General features: G+C 70.9%; 14 protein-coding genes. 8 read left to right on the plus strand and 6 right to left on the minus strand.

Translation table 11 applies throughout. The annotated features are described in order from the left end of the window. Positions 1-30: 30 nt before the first annotated feature. A complete protein-coding gene (locus ACH4EW_RS08445; RefSeq protein ID WP_398253204.1) occupies positions 31-933 on the minus strand; it encodes an A/G-specific adenine glycosylase in 903 nt (300 codons plus the stop codon). Positions 934-1,077: 144 nt separating this feature from the next. Beyond that, complete coding sequence (locus ACH4EW_RS08450) at positions 1,078-1,725, minus strand: phosphatase PAP2 family protein (RefSeq protein ID WP_398253207.1); 648 nt, start codon at positions 1,723-1,725, stop codon at positions 1,078-1,080. Positions 1,726-1,898: 173 nt separating this feature from the next. Between ACH4EW_RS08450 and ACH4EW_RS08455 the strand changes: the two genes are divergently transcribed. Continuing rightward, positions 1,899-2,744, plus strand: coding sequence for a hypothetical protein (locus ACH4EW_RS08455; RefSeq protein WP_398253209.1), 846 nt, complete (start codon positions 1,899-1,901; stop codon positions 2,742-2,744). An 85-nt stretch (positions 2,745-2,829) separates the two neighbouring features. On the opposite strand, the gene disA is transcribed toward ACH4EW_RS08455, so the two are convergent. Both disA and radA read right to left on the minus strand, forming a co-directional pair. Continuing rightward, positions 2,830-3,954, minus strand: coding sequence for a DNA integrity scanning diadenylate cyclase DisA (disA, locus tag ACH4EW_RS08460; protein WP_398253212.1), 1,125 nt, complete (start codon positions 3,952-3,954; stop codon positions 2,830-2,832). An 80-nt stretch (positions 3,955-4,034) separates the two neighbouring features. Continuing rightward, entirely contained in the window at positions 4,035-5,447 is a 1,413-nt protein-coding gene (gene radA, locus ACH4EW_RS08465) for a DNA repair protein RadA (RefSeq protein WP_114245191.1), read from the minus strand. A 125-nt stretch (positions 5,448-5,572) separates the two neighbouring features. Between radA and ACH4EW_RS08470 the strand changes: the two genes are divergently transcribed. Beyond that, positions 5,573-7,315: a hypothetical protein gene (locus tag ACH4EW_RS08470; protein ID WP_398253216.1), complete on the plus strand. Its 1,743-nt coding sequence runs from the start codon at positions 5,573-5,575 to the stop codon at positions 7,313-7,315. An 85-nt stretch (positions 7,316-7,400) separates the two neighbouring features. On the opposite strand, the gene ACH4EW_RS08475 is transcribed toward ACH4EW_RS08470, so the two are convergent. Further along, on the minus strand, positions 7,401-8,252 hold the full coding sequence (locus tag ACH4EW_RS08475; RefSeq protein ID WP_398253218.1) for a hypothetical protein: 852 nt from the start codon (positions 8,250-8,252) through the stop codon (positions 7,401-7,403). Positions 8,253-8,292: 40 nt separating this feature from the next. Here ACH4EW_RS08475 and ACH4EW_RS08480 point away from each other — a divergent pair, with 40 nt between their 5' ends. The 3 genes from ACH4EW_RS08480 to ilvD all read left to right on the plus strand — a co-directional run bounded on the left by ACH4EW_RS08480 (position 8,293) and on the right by ilvD (position 12,333). Further along, positions 8,293-9,234, plus strand: coding sequence for a Ppx/GppA family phosphatase (locus tag ACH4EW_RS08480; RefSeq protein WP_398253221.1), 942 nt, complete (start codon positions 8,293-8,295; stop codon positions 9,232-9,234). A 283-nt stretch (positions 9,235-9,517) separates the two neighbouring features. Next, a complete protein-coding gene (locus ACH4EW_RS08485) occupies positions 9,518-10,333 on the plus strand; it encodes a sugar phosphate isomerase/epimerase family protein (RefSeq protein ID WP_398253371.1) in 816 nt (271 codons plus the stop codon). A gap of 149 nt (positions 10,334-10,482) precedes the next feature. After that, complete coding sequence (ilvD, locus tag ACH4EW_RS08490; protein WP_398253223.1) at positions 10,483-12,333, plus strand: dihydroxy-acid dehydratase; 1,851 nt, start codon at positions 10,483-10,485, stop codon at positions 12,331-12,333. Positions 12,334-12,410: 77 nt separating this feature from the next. Here ilvD and ACH4EW_RS08495 read toward each other — a convergent pair whose 3' ends face one another. Next, complete coding sequence (locus ACH4EW_RS08495; protein WP_398253226.1) at positions 12,411-14,621, minus strand: serine/threonine-protein kinase; 2,211 nt, start codon at positions 14,619-14,621, stop codon at positions 12,411-12,413. A gap of 124 nt (positions 14,622-14,745) precedes the next feature. Between ACH4EW_RS08495 and ACH4EW_RS08500 the strand changes: the two genes are divergently transcribed. From ACH4EW_RS08500 to proC, 3 genes are all read left to right on the plus strand, one after another. Next, positions 14,746-15,078 carry an SH3 domain-containing protein gene (locus ACH4EW_RS08500; RefSeq protein WP_398253229.1) on the plus strand — a complete coding sequence of 111 codons (333 nt, stop codon included), beginning with the start codon at positions 14,746-14,748 and terminating at the stop codon, positions 15,076-15,078. 78 nt (positions 15,079-15,156) lie between these two features. Further along, positions 15,157-15,693 (plus strand): hypothetical protein, encoded by a 537-nt coding sequence (locus ACH4EW_RS08505; RefSeq protein WP_398253231.1) that lies wholly within the window; start codon positions 15,157-15,159, stop codon positions 15,691-15,693. Positions 15,694-15,845: 152 nt separating this feature from the next. Further along, positions 15,846-16,655: a pyrroline-5-carboxylate reductase gene (proC, locus tag ACH4EW_RS08510; RefSeq protein ID WP_398253234.1), complete on the plus strand. Its 810-nt coding sequence runs from the start codon at positions 15,846-15,848 to the stop codon at positions 16,653-16,655. Positions 16,656-17,178 lie beyond the last annotated feature (523 nt).

Below are 17,178 nucleotides of genomic sequence, written 5' to 3' on the forward strand. Positions count from 1 at the left end.
TAACAGCGCGGGAGAGGACGGCAGGGACCTTCAGCTCAGCGGCAGTCGGTACTGGCCGTCGGCCAGCGGCTCGACCAGGCCGTCGGCGACCAGGCCGTCCAGCGCACGGGCTCGCTGCACCGGTTCGTCCCACACCGCGTCCAGTGCCGACTGCGGAACCGGCGCCACGGCCTCGCGCAGCACGGCGAGCAGCCTTCCGCGCACCTGCCGGTCCGTGCCGGCGTAGGTCTGACCGCGCCGCGGGGGCCCCTGGTGGGCGGGCTTCCCGGCCAGCCGCCAGGCGCACTGCCCGGCGATCGGGCACTGTGTGCAGTCCTCGTTCTTGGCGGTGCAGACGAGGGCGCCGAGCTCCATCGTCGCGGCGGCCCAGAGGGCGGCCCGTTCGTCCTCCTCGGGGAGCAGAGCCCGGGCGAGCTTGCGCTCGGCGGCGGTGGTCGCGTTCGGCGGGTACTGGATGCCGGTCGCGGCCCGGGCGAACACCCGGCGGACGTTCGTGTCGAGTACGGCGTGCCGCTGTCCGTACGCGAACGAGGCCACGGCCGCCGCGGTGTACTCACCGATCCCGGGCAGTGCGAGCAGCTGGCCGTGCTCGCTCGGCACGTCGCCGCCGTGCCGTTCAGTTATTGCCTGTGCGGCCCCGTGCAGCCGGAGTGCCCGGCGCGGGTAGCCGAGTCGGCCCCAGGCGCGGACCGCCTCGCCGGGCGGCTCGGCGGCCAGATCGGCCGGGCGCGGCCAGCGGGCCATCCACTGTTCGTACACCGGGAGGACCCGGCTGACGGGGGTCTGCTGCAGCATGAACTCGCTCACCATCACACCCCAGGCGCCCGCTTCGGGGCGGCGCCAGGGCAGATCGCGGGCGTGCTGTTCGAACCACCCGATGACGGGAGTGTGGAGGGAGGCGGGGGGCGTCTGTGTCGCAGTCATGGCAGTCATCGCATCGCCGATCCTGACACGGACGGGCAGACAATGGCTCCGCGTACGGTGGTGTCGTTCCTCCTGAGGGCCCTTGGGGTGATATTGCCACCCGTCTGTCCCCGCGATATCCGGCAACCGGCCCAAGCAGACTCCCCCGGGCCCTCAGTGCCGTTTGCCCCGCCGCCGGGACCGGCCGGCCGTCGCCGCACCGGGGCCCGACGCCCAGACGGCCAGTGGCGCCCCGCTGCTCCGCACTGTCCGGACGAGCGACCGTGCCGGGCGGTACAGCACGGCGACCGCCACGGCGGCCACTGCCGCACCCAGCAGCAGACCGACCGCCACGTCATGCGGATAGTGCACCCCGACGAAGACCCGGGAGAAGGCCATCAGCAGGGCAAGCGGCGCGGTGAGCCAGGCCAGCCGGGGCCGGGCGATCGCCAGGGCGACGGCTGCCGCGCCGGCGATCGCTGAGTGGTTGCTGGGGAACGACCAGTCGCCCGTCGGCGGACACGGCACCAGCGAGGCCGCCGCCCCGACGACCGCCCGGCACGGGCGCTCCTCGTCCACCACGGACTTGAGCATCTCGCTGCTCACATAGGCGAAGGCTGTCGCAATGGGCGCGAGGACCGCCAGCGCCAGAGCGCCGTCGTCCGCCCGTCGGGCACGCCACCACCCGGTTATGAACAGGACGCCGAAGACCAGGAGCCCGAGCTCCGTCCATATCTCGGCCAGGTGTTGCACCCATGACGGCATGTCATGCGCGAAGTCGGTGATGTCCCGGTAGAGCGGGGCAGTAATTGAACTATCCATGTGACAGAGGGTAGTCAACAAAACCGGGTGGTCACCTTCGGCGATCCCCAGGGCCCAAGTCGACGGAAGTACCGGGCCGGAGCAGGCCGTACCGGGATGATGATCCGTAAAACTTGGGGGTCGGGCGGCGGGTGGAGCGGGAGTTGGCGCCGATCTCTCGTACAGTTTGCGCCGTGGGATCTTTGCGTAATCCGATCGGGCCGCTTCCCTCCACCATCTACTGGCGGCGGAGGGCTGTAGCGGCGACGCTGGTTGCGCTGCTCGCGTTGCTGATCGTGTGGGCCGTCACCTCCGGGGGCGGCAAGGAGAGCACGGACGACTCCCGGCCCGGCGGATCGGGTCCCGCGCGCTCGATCACTCCCGGCCCCTCCCGGTCGGGGCCGGCCATCAGTGAACAGCCGGGCGGGCGCGACGAGTCGGGCGACTCCGGCAGCGGAGACAGCAGCGGTACGGGCACAGGCTCGGACGGCGGCGCGAGCGACAGCGGCACGGAGACCGGCAGCGGCACGGAGACCGGCAGCGGCACGGAGACCGGCAGCGGGTCCGGCACCGGAGCCGGCGGCGCGATCGGCAAGGGCGCGACGGAAGGGGAGCAGGTTCCGGCAGGTTCCTCGCTCCCCGACTGCACCGCCGGCGCATTGCAGTTGAGCCTGAGCACCGAACTCAACTACAGCCCCGGCGAGAAGCCGAAGTTCCGGTTGGTTGCCGAGAACACCTCGTCCACCACCTGCAAGGCCGACCTCGGGGCGAAGAGCGCGGTGCTCACCATCACCGAGGCCGGTGGCGACGACAGCCAGGTGTGGTCCTCCAAGGACTGCCCGCGCGACGCGGGCAGTCTGCTGCTGAAGGTCCCGGCGGGCTCGACCATCGCCCACACCGTGGAATGGGACCGCAGAAAGAGCACCCCGCAGTGTGGGACGCCGCCCGCGGGGACCGCGGGGCCCGGTACGTACCTGGTCGAGGCGAAGGCGCCGGGCGAGCCGGTGCAGCGCGCCTCGTTCGTCCTCGCGAAGGACTGAGAAGAGGGCCGGGCCCGGGCCCGGAAAACACGTCGGGGCCCGGTCTCCCGGGCCCCGACACCGCCTGTGTCCGCTGCGCGTACCGCTACACGTACCGCTCGAGAATCGACGACTCGGCCAGTCGCGACAGCCCCTCGCGCACGCTCCTCGCCCGGGCCTCGCCGACCCCGTCCACCGTCTGAAGGTCGTCCACGCTGGCGGCAAGGAGCTTCTGCAGACCGCCGAAGTGTTCCACCAGCCGGTCGATGATCGCCCCGGGCAGTCGCGGCACCTTCGCCAGCAGCCGGAAGCCGCGCGGCGAGACCGCCGAATCCAGCGTCTCCGGCGAGCCGCTGTATCCCAGCGCCCGTGCCACGACCGGGAGTTCGAGCAGTTCGGTGTGGGAGAGCGCGTCGAGTTCGGTCAGTGCTTCGGCGACCGTACGGGACCGCTTCGCGGTCGGCTCCGGCACATAGTCGCGCACGACCAGCTCACGCTCCGGCTCGACGCCCGCGATCAACTCGTCGAGCTGGAGCGAGAGGAGCCGGCCGTCGGTGCCCAGCTCCACCACGTACTCCGCGATCTCGGTCGCGATCCGGCGGACCATCTCCAGCCGTTGCGCGACGGCCGTCACATCGCGGACCGTCACCAGGTCCTCGATCTCCAGCGCCGAGAGGGTGCCCGCGACCTCGTCCAGCCGGAGCTTGTACCGCTCCAGGGTGGCGAGTGCCTGATTGGCGCGGGAGAGGATCGCGGCGGACTCCTCCAGGACCCGGCGCTCCCCGTTCACGTACAGCGCGATGAGACGCATCGACTGCGAGACCGAGACGACCGGGAAGTTGCACTGCTTGGAGACCCGGTCCGCCGTGCGGTGCCGGGTGCCGGTCTCCTCGGTGGGGATGGAGGCGTCAGGGACCAACTGCACACCGGCCCGCAGGATCTTGGTCATGTCCTTGTCGAGGATCAGTGCCCCGTCGAGCTTGGCCAGCTCGCGCAGGCGCGTCGCGGTGAACTCCACGTCCAGCACGAATCCGCCGGTGCACATCGACTCGACGGTTCTGTCCATGCCCAGGACGATCAGTCCGCCGGTGTTGCCACGGAGGATGCGCTCCAGGCCGTCCCGCAGCGCCATTCCGGGCGCGACGGCGCTCAATGAGGCGCGCATGAGCGCCTCATTACCGGTGCCTTGGCCGGACTTTCCGGGCGTTGCTGCCCGGTCGCTGGCTGCCACTGCACTCCTCCGGTCACAGGTTTGCGGTGCCCTTACGTCCCTCATACCGTTCGTACGGACGGGCGAGACCAGGGCAAAGTCTACCGGCGCGCGTTCTCCTCCTGTGGGGCCTGTGCGCGGGACCGGCGCGGGAGCACTCTCAGCGCATCACCCATGTTGGCGACTTCTGTGACCTTCATACCGGCCGGGACCTTCCCGGGGTCGGTCGGAACCAGCGCGTGCGTGAAGCCCAGGCGGTACGCCTCGGCCAGCCTGCGCTGGACCCCCGTAACCCTTCTGACCTCGCCCGCCAGGCCCACCTCGCCGATTGCCACCAGGTTCTTGGGGAGTGGTGTGTCGCTTGCCGCGCTGGCCAGCGCCAGCGCGACCGCGAGGTCCGCGGCGGGCTCGGAGAGCTTCACGCCGCCGACCGTCGCGCTGTAGATGTCCCGCTTTCCGAGCGAGCTGATCCGGCCGCGCTGTTCCAGAACGGCCAGCATCATCGACACCCGGGACGTCTCCAGACCCGAGGTGGTGCGCCGGGGCGAAGGGATCTGGGAATCGACCGTCAGCGCCTGCACCTCGGCGACGAGCGGGCGTTTGCCCTCCAGGGTGACGGTCAGGCAGGTGCCGGGCACGGGCTCGTCGCGGCGGGTGAGGAACAGCCCGGACGGGTCGGCGAGGCCGGTGATGCCCTCGTCGTGCAGCTCGAAGCAGCCGACCTCGTCGGTCGCGCCGTACCTGTTCTTGACGCCCCGTACGAGCCGCAGGCGGGCATGGCGGTCGCCCTCGAAGGACAGCACCACATCGACGAGATGCTCCAGCAGCCGCGGCCCGGCGATCGCCCCGTCCTTGGTGACATGGCCGACCAGGAGCGTCGACATACCGCGCTCCTTGGAGGCCCGGATGAGGGCTCCGGCGACCTCTCGGACCTGTGCCATGCCACCGGGCGCCCCGTCGATCTCGGGCGAGGCGACGGTCTGTACGGAGTCGAGGATGAGGAGCGACGGCTTGACGGCGTCCAGATGGCCCAGGACCGCGGACAGGTCGGTCTCGGCGGCGAGATACAGATGGTCGTTGATCGCCCGGATCCGGTCGGCGCGCAGGCGCACCTGGCTCGCGGACTCCTCGGCGGTGACATAGAGCGTGCGGTGGTCGTCGCTCGCCGCCTTGGCGGCCACATCGAGCAGCAGGGTCGACTTCCCGACGCCCGGCTCGCCCGCGAGCAGCACGACGGCACCCGGCACGAGACCGCCACCGAGCACCCGGTCCAGCTCGCCGACGCCGGTCGACCGGGCGGTGGCCTGCCGGCTGTCGACCTGGCCGATGGGGAGCGCGGCGGTGCTGACCCGGCCGGCCGCGGTGGTCCGCACGGCGGGGGCGCCGCCGAACTCCTCGACCGTCCCCCAGGCCTGGCATTCGGGGCAGCGGCCGAGCCATTTGGCGGTCGTCCAGCCGCATTCGGTGCAGCGGTAGGACGGCCGGTCCTTCGCGGATTTCGTACGGGCAGCCATGGCGCAACCGTATAGGCGGGGTCCGACAACGCCGCCGGGCGAGGTCCGCAGAGGCCGCCGACGCGGGTGACTCAATCAGGGATTCCTGTCCCCTTTTGAGCGATACATTCACCCGTAAGGATTAAATGAGCCGAGGAGGCTCTAAGAGCATGCTCTGTGCTGCCTACGGTCGCCGGGTGACGAGCAGCAGGCTGGAGCCCCCTACACACACCACCGGCGCACACCGGGCGCGGAGCCGTGCGCCCCACTCCTCGGCGCAGCCTTCGCCGCGGCGGCCGCCTGCACGTTACGAGCCGCATCTCGACGGCCTGTTCACCTACTGCCTCTCCGTGCTCTGCGACCACGATGCCGCCACCGAGGCGCTCGGCGGTGTGCTCGCGATCGCGGAACGGCAGGACGGCCGGTGCCCGGCCGACGAGGAGGAACGTAAATCCTGGCTGTATGCGCTGGCCAGATGGACGTGTCTACGCAAGATCGCCGAGCAGAAACAGGGCCGTCGGGCGCACTGCCACAATGCCGGGAAGCCGTCGGGAAGCCAGCCGGCCAAGCAGGAGACGAAGCGGGAGGCGAAGCGCCGCGAACTTGCCCAGCTGGCCTGGCCGGAGGCCGCAGGCACCACCCCCGAACAGCGAGAAGCGCTCGAGCTCGCCGTGCGCCACCGCCTCGCCCCCCGCGCAGTCGCCTCCGTCCTGGGCCTCGAACCGGCGACCGCCCGTGAGCTCCTGGCTGCCGCGGTCTGCGAGGTGGAACGCACCTGCGCAGCCCTCGCCGTCGTCGAGAGCGGCAGCTGCCCCGCTGCCGCCCGGTTCACGGGCGGTCACCGCGTCCTGCTCTCCGCGACCCTGCGTCGCGAACTCGTCCGCCATGTCGACGACTGCCCCCGCTGCCGCCGGGCCGCCGAGCGGGCCGGCGCCGAGGGCCCCTGGCCGGGCGCGGCTGTCACCCCGGCCGCCGCGCTGCCGGTCGTCGAGGCGCCACGGCCTTCCGCCTACGTCGCGATGGTCCAAGCCCAGCGGAACCGGTCCGGCGGCCCGCGCTTCGACCGGGCGGGCTTCCCCATGGACCCGAAGGACCACGCCGCTCGGCGGGACCGGCTGCGGGCCAGGGTCGTGACGACGACGGTGGTGGCGACGGTCGTCGCCGCCCCGGTGATCGCGCTGTGGACGGCGTACCGCGGAGCGCCGCAGACCGGAGAGGGCCACGGCGGCTCGTCGGTCGCCGCGACCGAGACGGATGTCCGTCATGACCTCGACGGCGCCCCGGACGGCCACTACGAGAACGCGGGCAACGTCCGTCCCCGGTCCGGCGCCCGTTTCAAGGACGGTCACACCCCGGGCGTCTCGGCCGAGGTGATCAGCTCGGGCCCTGGCCGGGGCGGCGCCGGCGGGCTCACCGTCGAGGCCCGCTCGTCCGGCGGCACGACACTGATCCGCCTGACCGCCTCGGGCGGCGCACCCGTCGCCTGGTCGGCCCGCGCGGATGCGTCCTGGCTGCGTCTCAGCAGCTCCTCGCGCACGCTCGCCGCGGGCGAGAGCATCACGATCCGCGTTCGTGTGGACCACCTGCGGGAACCCGCCGGTCCTTGGAGCGCACGCATCGCCCTCGCCCCTTCCTATTCGGCGGTGGCGATCCGCGGATACGGGGCGGCGACACCGTCACCCGGCGGCCCGGGCCACCCGGGTACGGCCCACCCCTCCACCCCCTCGTCCTCGCCGGATCCCACGCAGCCGACCGCCCCGACCCCTCACCCGACAGCCCCCACGCCGTCACCGACGGACCCGTCCACGACCGGTCCGACGCCGTCCCCGGACCCGTCCCGCTCCACGACCCCGGCCGAACCGGGTACGGCTGCTGCCCGGAGGCGCTGAAACAGTCCGTCCGCGGCTGCGGCAGCCCGCGCGACGTGACCGCCGAGCCACCGGAAGGCATCCCGGCCGTCACGCCGTCACGCCGTCACACAGGATCGACCGGATCCGCCGGGTGCGGTGCCATCGGCAGCAGCGAGGACAGGCGCTCCTCGCACAGCTCGACCAGCCGGTCGTACCCCTTCTTGCCCATCAGCTCGATGAGTTCCGGGCGGTACGACACGTACACCGGCTCCCCGGCGCCGTGCGCCGAGGTCGCCGATGTGCACCACCAGTGCAGATCGTGGCCGCCCGGACCCCAGCCCCTGCGGTCGTACTCGCCGATCGAGACCTGGAGCACGCGTGTGTCGTCGGGCCGGTCGATCCAGTCGTACGTACGCCGGACCGGCAGCTGCCAGCAGACGTCCGGCTTGGTCTCCAGGGGCTCCTTGCCCTCCCGCAGCGCCAGGATGTGCAGCGAGCAGCCCGCGCCCCCCGCGAACCCGGGACGGTTCTGGAAGATGCATGAACCCTTCCAGCGCCGCGTCTGGCGTTCCCCGTCGTCGTCGACCTCTACCCAGCCCGTCTCCGTACCGACGTCGTGGAACTGCCACAGATCGGGGGTCAGGCGTTCGACATGGCCCGCCACCCGCTTCTCGTCGTCCTCGTCCGAGAAGTGCGCGCCCAGCGTGCAGCATCCGTCGTCCGCACGGCCTGCCTGGATGCCCTGGCAGCCACTGCCGAAGATGCAGGTCCACCTGGACGTCAGCCAGGTCAGGTCGCAGCGGAAGATCTGTTCGTCGTCCGCGGGGTCGGGGAATTCGACCCAGGCGCGTGCGAAGTCGATCCCCGTCTCGTCTTCGGACCGGTTCGGCCCGTTCGCTTCCTGCTGCTGCATCTCCTGCTTCATTTTCTGCTTCTTCGTGATTTTGCCCGGCTTCGCCTTTTTCGTCTTTGGCACGGGCCAAGAGTAAGTCCGCAGTCCCGGTAGCGTTCCGTGTATGAGACTCGGAGTCCTCGACGTGGGTTCGAACACAGTGCATCTGCTGGTGGTGGACGCACACCCCGGCGCCCGCCCGCTGCCCGCGCACTCGCACAAGGCGGAGCTGCGCCTGGCCGAGCTTCTCGACGACGACGGGGCGATCGGCCCCCACGGTGTGGACCGGCTCGTGGCGACGATCACCGACGCGCTCCAGGCCGCCGAGGACAAGGGGTGCGAGGACGTTCTGCCGTTCGCCACGTCCGCGGTGCGGGAGGCGAGCAACGCCGACCAGGTACTGGTCCGGGTGCGGGACGAGACGGGCATCGACCTCGGCGTCCTCAGCGGTGCGGAGGAGGCCCGGCTCACCTTCCTCGCCGCGCGCCGCTGGTTCGGCTGGTCGGCCGGGCGGCTGCTGGTCCTGGACATCGGGGGCGGCTCGCTGGAGATCGCGTACGGCATGGACGAGGAGCCGGACGCCGCGGTGTCGCTGCCGCTCGGGGCCGGCCGGCTCACCGCCGAGTGGCTGCCGGGCGATCCGCCGGGCTCGGCGGAGGTGAAGGCGCTGCGCCGCCATGTACGGGCCAGGATCGCCCGGAGCGTCGGGGAATTCGCCCGCCTCGGGCGTCCGGACCATGTCGTCGGCACCTCCAAGACCTTCAGGCAGCTCGCCAGGATCGCGGGCGCCGCACGCTCCACCGAGGGCCTGTACGTGCAGCGCGTCCTCACCCGCAAGGCACTGGAGGAGTGGGTGCCGAAGCTGGCCGCGATGACGGTCGAGCAGCGCAGCACTCTGCCCGGGGTCTCCGAGGGCCGGGCCGCGCAGTTGCTGGCCGGGGCGCTGGTCGCGGAGGGAGCCATGGATCTGTTCGGGGTCGAGGAGCTGGAAATCTGCCCCTGGGCGCTGCGCGAGGGCGTCATCCTGCGCCGCCTGGACCACATGCCGACGGAGCCGACGGAGTAACGACCTCGCCCACGATTGGCAGCGGCGTCGCGGCGTCTGGGGCCTCCGCCTCCCGCGTTGTCGTCAGTCGCGATGACTCCGCCATCACTCCCTCCTCCGCCTTGGATTCGAAGGCCCCAGACGCCGCTCCTTCTCCCGCTGCCAATCGTGGGCGAGGTCGTAAGCCTCGCCCGGCTGAGCAGCGCCGGGGCGGCCAGAAGCCCGCCATGGCCCTCCTCACTTTCCGCCCGGGTCTCTCGGCGCGGCGTCGCACTGCCCGTACGCTGTCCCAGTGGCAGAACCAGTGGTGCGCATCCCGGATGCGAAGGTCGCCCTGTCGACGGCTTCGGTCTACCCGGAGTCGACATCGACGGCCTTCGAGATCGCCGCGCGTCTTGGTTACGACGGTGTCGAGATCATGGTGTGGACCGACCCCGTCAGCCAGGACATCGAGGCGCTGCGACGGCTCTCGGACTACTATCAGGTGCCGATCCTGGCCGTCCACGCGCCCTGCCTGCTGATCACGCAGCGCGTCTGGTCCACCGATCCGTGGGTGAAGCTCCAGCGGGCCCGTGCCGCCGCGGAGAAGCTCGGGGCGACGACCGTCGTCGTCCACCCGCCGTTCCGTTGGCAGCGCAACTACGCGCGCGACTTCGTCAGCGGGATCTGGCGCATGGCGGACGAGACCGATGTGCGGTTTGCCGTCGAGAACATGTACCCATGGCGCTACCGGGACCGCGAGATGCTTGCGTACGCCCCTGCCTGGGACGTCACCAACGACGACTACCGCCACTTCACCGTGGACCTCTCGCACGTCGCGACGGCCCGCACGGACGGCATGGCGATGGTCGACCGGATGGGCGACCGGCTCGCCCACGTCCATCTCGCCGACGGCAAGGGCTCCAACAAGGACGAGCACTTGGTGCCCGGCCGTGGCGACCAGCCCTGCGCCGAACTTCTGGAACGCCTGGCCCGTACCGGCTTCGACGGCCACGTCGTCATCGAGGTCAACACCCGCCGCGCCATGTCCACCGCCGAACGCGAGGCCGACCTGGCGGAGGCGCTGGCCTTCACCCGGCTCCACCTGGCGTCGTCCTCGGCCGAGGCGCCGCGCCCATGACCGGTGGCCACACCGGCCCCGGCGATATCACCAGGGCGCACTGCCCGCCCACCGAGCACCCCATCCCGCATACCGGACACTGTGTCCAGATCTTGGAGCAGGAGGCGTAGGCTCGAAAGCAGTCTTTTCTGTCGAAGGAGCGAGAGACGATGCCCCAGCTGAGGTCCCGCACTGTCACCCATGGTCGCAACATGGCGGGCGCCCGCGCCCTTATGCGGGCCTCGGGCGTAGCGAGCGAGGACATCGGCAAGCCGATCATCGCGGTCGCCAACTCCTTCACCGAGTTCGTCCCCGGCCACACCCACCTGGCCCCGGTCGGCCGGATCGTTTCCGACGCCATCAAGGCCGCGGGCGCCGTGCCGCGCGAGTTCAACACCATCGCCGTCGACGACGGCATCGCGATGGGCCACGCCGGGATGCTGTACAGCCTTCCCTCCCGCGACCTGATCGCGGATTCCGTCGAGTACATGGTCGAGGCGCACTGCGCGGACGCGCTGATCTGCATCTCCAACTGCGACAAGATCACGCCCGGCATGCTGATGGCGGCGATGCGTCTCAACATCCCGACGGTCTTCGTCTCCGGCGGCCCGATGGAGGCCGGCAAGGCCACCCTCGTCGACGGTACGGTCCGCAAGCTCGACCTGATCAACGCGATCACCGACGCGGTCAACGAGAACGTCTCGGACGAGGACATCCTCCGTATCGAGGAGAACGCCTGTCCCACCTGCGGCAGCTGTTCCGGCATGTTCACCGCCAACTCGATGAACTGCCTGACCGAGGCCCTCGGCCTCTCCCTCCCCGGCAACGGCTCCGTCCTCGCCACGCACACCGCCCGCAAGGCGCTGTACGAGGAGGCCGGCCGTACGGTCGTCGAGATCGCCAAGCGCTACTACGAGCAGGACGACGCGACGGTCCTGCCGCGGTCCATCGGCACCCGCGCCGCGTTCGACAACGCCATGGCGCTGGACATCGCCATGGGGGGCTCCACCAACACGATCCTGCACCTGCTCGCCGCCGCTCAGGAGGCCGAGCTGGCCTATGACCTCGACGACATCAACGAGGTCTCGCGCCGCGTCCCCTGCCTGTCGAAGGTCGCGCCCAACGTGGCCCCCGGCGGCACGTACTACATGGAGGACGTGCACCGGGCCGGCGGCATCCCCGCCATCCTCGGCGAGCTGCACCGCGGCGGCCTGCTCAACGAGGACGTGCACTCGGTCCACTCCGACTCCCTCGCCGAGTGGCTGAAGAACTGGGACATCCGCGGCGGCTCCCCGTCCCCCGAGGCTGTCGAGCTGTGGCACGCGGCCCCCGGATGCGTCCGTTCCGCGACCGCTTTCTCCCAGTCCGAGCGCTGGGAGACCCTTGACCTGGACGCGGCCGGCGGCTGCATCCGCGACCTGGCGCACGCGTACTCCAAGGACGGCGGCCTCGCGGTCCTCAAGGGGAACCTCGCCGTGGACGGCTGCGTCGTGAAGACGGCGGGTGTCGACGAGTCGATCTGGACCTTCGAGGGCCCGGCGGTCGTCTGCGAGTCGCAGGAGGAGGCCGTCGACAAGATCCTGCGCAAGGAGATCAAGGAGGGCGACGTCGTCGTCATCCGTTACGAGGGCCCGCGCGGCGGCCCCGGCATGCAGGAGATGCTCTACCCCACCTCCTTCCTCAAGGGCCGGGGCCTCGGCAAGAGCTGCGCCCTGGTGACCGACGGCCGCTTCTCCGGTGGCACGTCCGGCCTGTCCATCGGCCACGCATCGCCGGAGGCCGCATCGGGCGGCACGATCGCGCTGGTCGAGGACGGCGACCGGATCAGGATCGACATCCCCGACCGCTCGATCGAGCTCCTCGTTCCCGAGGCCGAGCTGGCCACCCGCCGCGAGGCGCTGAACGGCGTGTACGCGCCGAAGGACCGCGACCGCAAGGTCAGCGCGGCGCTGCGTGCGTACGCGGCGATGGCGACGAGCGCGGACCGGGGCGCGGTGCGTGATGTGTCCAGGCTCGGCTGAAAAAGGCTGAAAAAGGCTGAAAAAGGCTGAACAAGGCTGACCGAGGCAGCCGCGAACGCTGCCGCAGGACCCCGCTCTCACCAGTGAGCGGGGTCCTGTCCGTCGACGGCGAACACGGACCCGTCGGGCGCGGTACCGAAGACGGTCCGGCCCGCGGTGACAGGGGCGGGCAGCTCCGAGGCGTACGTGAGCTTCCCGTCCCGGAGCCGAGGGCTCGTCTGGCCCAGCAGTGTTCCGCGCTCGGTGTCCACGGCGAGCAGCCGCCCGTCCGCCGCCGAGAAGTACAGCCGGTCCCCGGTGGCGAGAACGGGCGCCGACGTCCGCCCGGCAGCGGTCTCCAGTTGCCAGCGAACAGCTCCGCCGCCGGCCGGGCGCGTGTCGACGGCGACCAGGGTCCCGCCGTGCGCCAGCAGATAGGCGGTGTCCCCGCCCACAGCGACCTCCGGTTCGTTCATCCGGAACGGCAACGCCACCCGTGCGACGCGCTCCCGCTCCGGGTCGTAGCGGACGAGCCCGACGGTCTGCGAGTCCCCGTTCATGGACGTCAGCACGAGCGCACCGTCCGAGGCCCCCACCGGGGTGAGCATTCCGTCCAGCCGCCGCTGCCACGCCGCGTGCCCCGTTGTCGCATCGACGGCCGTGACCAGCGTGGTGGACCCGTAGGCCGAGTGCTCGAATGCGTAGACCAGCCCCGATCCTTCGTCGTACAGCGCGTAGTCCGGCCGCTGATGCCCGGCGAGCGGATGCCGCCAGAGGGAAACGCCGGTCGCGGAGTCGAGCGCTTCGGTCGTGCCGTCCTCTCTGACCAGCAGCAGCGTGTCACCCGCGGCGAAGGGGGTGCCGAGGTACGGGGAGAGATCCGCGTCCCAGACCTGTTCACCCTTGGCGGGGTCGTACGCCCGGAGCTTCCCGCCCGGCACCGCCGTATGCACCAGACCGCCGGAGACCGACACCACGCCGACCGACGAGGTGTCCCCGGCGGCGGCGCGACGGGACCACAGCACCCGGCCGTCCGCGGGGTCCAGCCGGGCGACGCCGATACCGGCCGCAACGCAGTACAGCGCCGCGGCCGGGCCGGACGCCTTCGCGCCGGCACCGCCCGCCGAGGAACAGACCGGCGCAGAGCTGCCCGAGTCCGGAAGCGGCGTCCGCCACGGCGCGAACGCCGCCGATCCCTTCGTGCCGCCCGAACCACCCGACTCGCCCGAGCCACCGGAGCCATCCACCCCACCGGACGCCCACACCCCACCGGCACCCATGACGAGCAGCGCCGCAGCAACTGCCGGCCACCGCCGCTTGCCGCCACCGCTCGCGTTCGCCTTCCTGCCCCGCGACGCCGCGCCCGCGCCTACATGCGTGTCCGCATCCGCCCCCGTCACGATCTCCGGCCTCGGCTCCGACACCGCCGGGGCCTCGACGGCACCCGGCCGCCGCTGCGACGGCATGAACGCGGCAGCGTCGTACGAAGGAGGGCGCAGCGCCGCCATGATGTCGCCCGGAGTGGGCCGCTCCGCGGGGTCCTTCGCCAGGCACTGCCCGATCAGCGGCGCCAGATCGGTCGGCACCCCCGCCAGATCGGCCTCGTCGTGCACCACCTGGTAGGCCACGATGTAAGGGCTGTCGGAGTCGAAGGGCCCCCGGCCGGTCGCCGCATGGACGAGCACGGCCCCCAGGGCGAACACGTCCGCGGCGGGCCCGACTTCACGCGGCCGCTGGAACTGCTCGGGCGCCATGTACGGCGGTGAGCCGATCAGCTTGCCCGTCTCGGTGCGCAGATCGCTGTCGTACGGACGTGAGATCCCGAAGTCGATGACCTTGGGCCCGGAGTCGGAGAGCAGCACATTGCTCGGCTTGAGGTCGCGGTGGATCACTCCGGCCCGATGGATGTCGCGCAGCGCCTCGGCAAGTCCCGCCGTCAGCCTGCGCAGTTCGGCGGGAGCCATCGGCCCGTTCCGCTTCACCTGGTCGGAGAGCGTGGGACCGGGCACGTACAGGGTGGCCATCCACGGCCGCGCGGCGTCCGGATCGGCATCGACGACCGGTGCCGTGAAGGCCCCGCTGACCCGCCTCGCCGCCCCGACCTCCTGCCGGAAACGTGCCCTGAACTCAGGCTCTGCGGAGTGGTGCCGGTGCACCACCTTGACGGCGAGCTGCAGCCCCGAGGCGGAGCGCGCCAGGTGCACGACACCCATGCCGCCCGCGCCGAGACACGCCTCGAGGCGGTATTGACCGGCGTAGTCCGGATGCTCCGCTTCCGGATTGGTCCCGGTACCTCGCAGCGGCGGCATCGCCCACCCCCGTGTGTTCGTCCGCAAGCGCGACGCACGGAGCCTAGTCGATGGTGCGTGCGATGCCCGGCGGGGCTTGTAACCTGCGCGTCGTACGCACCGTCTCTCAACGGGGGAGAGCCTCATGGCCATGGAAGAGCACACCGACATCACCACCGACGCCACTGACTCGGCCGAGGACGTGGCCGCGCTCGCAGGTACCGGTGACGTCGCCAGGTACCCCATCGCACCGGGCTACCGCGTCAACGTCCGCACGGGACCGGGCACCCAGTACGGCATCGTCAGGACGCTTCCGTACGGAATGAAGGTTCCGGTCTACTGCCAGAAGCCGGGGGAGCGGGTCACCGGCCCGTACGGCACCTCGAACCTCTGGGACAACATCGCCAACGGCCAGTTCGTGGCGGACGTCTACGTCCACACGGGCAGCGACGGCTACATCGCCCCACGCTGCGACTGACGGGGACCGCGACGGGACGGTGACCGGGATGACGGGGACGGCGACCGGGGTCGCGAGCGCCTGGGGATAATCGACCTCGTGAGCGAGAACAGCGAAGCCCCCGGCCCCGGCACCACGCCCGGCAGCACTGCGTCCGGCCTACAGCCCGAGCCCCTGCTCTTCTTCGGTACGACCTGGGTCGACCACGACGGGGGCTACGGGCTGCGACGCGTCGGGGCGGCGGTCGGCTCCCTCGCGGTCTCGGTCGCCGCCTGCTTCGTACTCCGCCTCGCCTTCCAGGGACTGGAGATCGCCGGCGTCGGCGACATCGTCGGCATCCTGATCGTCCTGATGTTCGCCATTTGCAGCGCCATCGCTTTCCGCAAGACGTGGGAAGGGTTCAGCCGCCGCCCGGCCGATCCGGTGCGCGAGGCCAATCTGCGCGGTCTCAAGACCATAGGCTTCGTCGGCTCGCTGATCGCGTACTTCCTCCGTACGTTCAAGGAGGCACCGGGCGAGCAACTGCGCCGCGCGGAGTACGAGACGGCCGTGGCCCGCTACGTGAAGCGCCGCTCGGCCCGCACCGGAAACCCTGCCGCCCGCACGGCCAAGGCAAAGCGGCCCAAGCGCAAGTAGGGCCCCACAAGCGCGGGCCGCGACCACATGCCTCCTTCCCTCCGCCGACGTACTGCCCGACCGGCCCCGGTGCGAGGATGACGGACACGAGTACCGAGAACCGTCAGCACGACGCACCGAGACCCGCGAGCACCGCCCGGAGGGTGAACCGCATGACCCAGACAGTTGCAGTCCTCGGCACGGGCAAGATCGGTGAGGCCCTGCTCAGCGGCATGATCCGGGCAGGCTGGCCCCCGGCGAACCTGCTGGTCACCACCCGCCGCTCCGAGCGTGCCGAGGAACTCCACAGCCGCTACGGCGTCGATTCCGTCACCAACGCCGAGGCCGCCAAGCGCGCCGGCATCCTCATCCTCGCGGTCAAGCCGCAGGACATGGGACGGCTCCTCGACGAGCTCGCCGAGCACGTCACCGCCGACCACCTGGTCATCAGTGCCGCCGCAGGCATCACGACCGCCTTCATCGAGGACCGCCTCACCGCGAACACCCCGGTCGTACGTGTCATGCCGAACACCCCCGTCCTCGTCGACGAGGGCATGTCCGTCATCTCCGCGGGCAGTCACGCCACCACCGAACACCTCGCCACCGCAGAGGCGATCTTCGGCGGCGTCGGCAAGACCCTGCGCGTCCCCGAGTCCCAGCAGGACGCGGCAACCGCTCTCTCCGGATCGGGGCCCGCGTACTTCTACTTCCTCGTCGAGGCGATGACCGACGCGGGCATCCTGCTCGGCCTGCCCCGAGCCCAGGCCCACGACCTGATCGTCCAGGCCGCCATCGGCGCCGCCGTGATGCTCCGCGACAGCGGCGAACACCCGGTCAAGCTTCGCGAAGCCGTCACCAGCCCGGCCGGCACCACCATCAGCGCCATTCGCGAGCTGGAGAACCACGGCGTACGAGCTGCTCTCATCGCCGCCCTCGAAGCAGCCCGCGACCGCAGCCGCGAACTCGCCTCCGGCAACGGCTGACGGCTACCCGTCGGCCTAGATCACCTCCGCACCGCGCACCACCTTCGGGCCCGGCGCCACCCCCGCGACCACCGTCCGGCCTTCCGCCAGAACCCGGGCCGACCCGAGGTTGACACGACACGCCCACATCCGTAATGTGCTCCGAGTTGTCCGGCGTGAGCGCCGACTCCGGTCGGTCCCCGGACAGCCATTCCGCAGTAACCACATCTGGCCGGCGACATCTGTCGCTCGACTTTCTGTGCGCATTTGCGAAATGAGGAATCCGCGTTCGAAGGAGCGCGACCCCGATTAGCGTCGGGGAGCTGGATTCGCTAAAGTCTCACTCGTCGGAACGGCCCAACGGCCGGGAAAACAAACCCCGCTGACTGGGAATCGGGTCCGAAAGGATCTGATAGAGTCGGACTCGCCGGAAAGGGAAACGCGAAAGTGAAGAACTGGAAAGCGGCCCCGCTTCGACCGGGAATCGGACACGAAAGAGTCTGATAGAGTCGGAAACGCAAGACCGAAGGGAAAAGCCCGGAGG

Source organism: Streptomyces sp. NPDC018000 (assembly GCF_044328025.1).
In the GTDB taxonomy this organism is placed as follows: Bacteria; Actinomycetota; Actinomycetes; order Streptomycetales; family Streptomycetaceae; genus Streptomyces.

Bases quoted from the DNA above. Each gene is read 5' to 3' on its own strand.
- ACH4EW_RS08445 (WP_398253204.1), bottom strand. From the start codon at position 933: ATGACTGCCATGACTGCGACACAGACGCCCCCCGCCTCCCTCCACACT.
- ACH4EW_RS08450 (WP_398253207.1), bottom strand. From the start codon at position 1,725: ATGGATAGTTCAATTACTGCCCCGCTCTACCGGGACATCACCGACTTC.
- radA (WP_114245191.1), bottom strand. From the start codon at position 5,447: ATGGCTGCCCGTACGAAATCCGCGAAGGACCGGCCGTCCTACCGCTGC.
- ACH4EW_RS08470 (WP_398253216.1), top strand. From the start codon at position 5,573: ATGAGCCGAGGAGGCTCTAAGAGCATGCTCTGTGCTGCCTACGGTCGC.
- ACH4EW_RS08480 (WP_398253221.1), top strand. From the start codon at position 8,293: ATGAGACTCGGAGTCCTCGACGTGGGTTCGAACACAGTGCATCTGCTG.
- ilvD (WP_398253223.1), top strand. From the start codon at position 10,483: ATGCCCCAGCTGAGGTCCCGCACTGTCACCCATGGTCGCAACATGGCG.
- ACH4EW_RS08495 (WP_398253226.1), bottom strand. From the start codon at position 14,621: ATGCCGCCGCTGCGAGGTACCGGGACCAATCCGGAAGCGGAGCATCCG.
- ACH4EW_RS08500 (WP_398253229.1), top strand. From the start codon at position 14,746: ATGGCCATGGAAGAGCACACCGACATCACCACCGACGCCACTGACTCG.
- proC (WP_398253234.1), top strand. From the start codon at position 15,846: ATGACCCAGACAGTTGCAGTCCTCGGCACGGGCAAGATCGGTGAGGCC.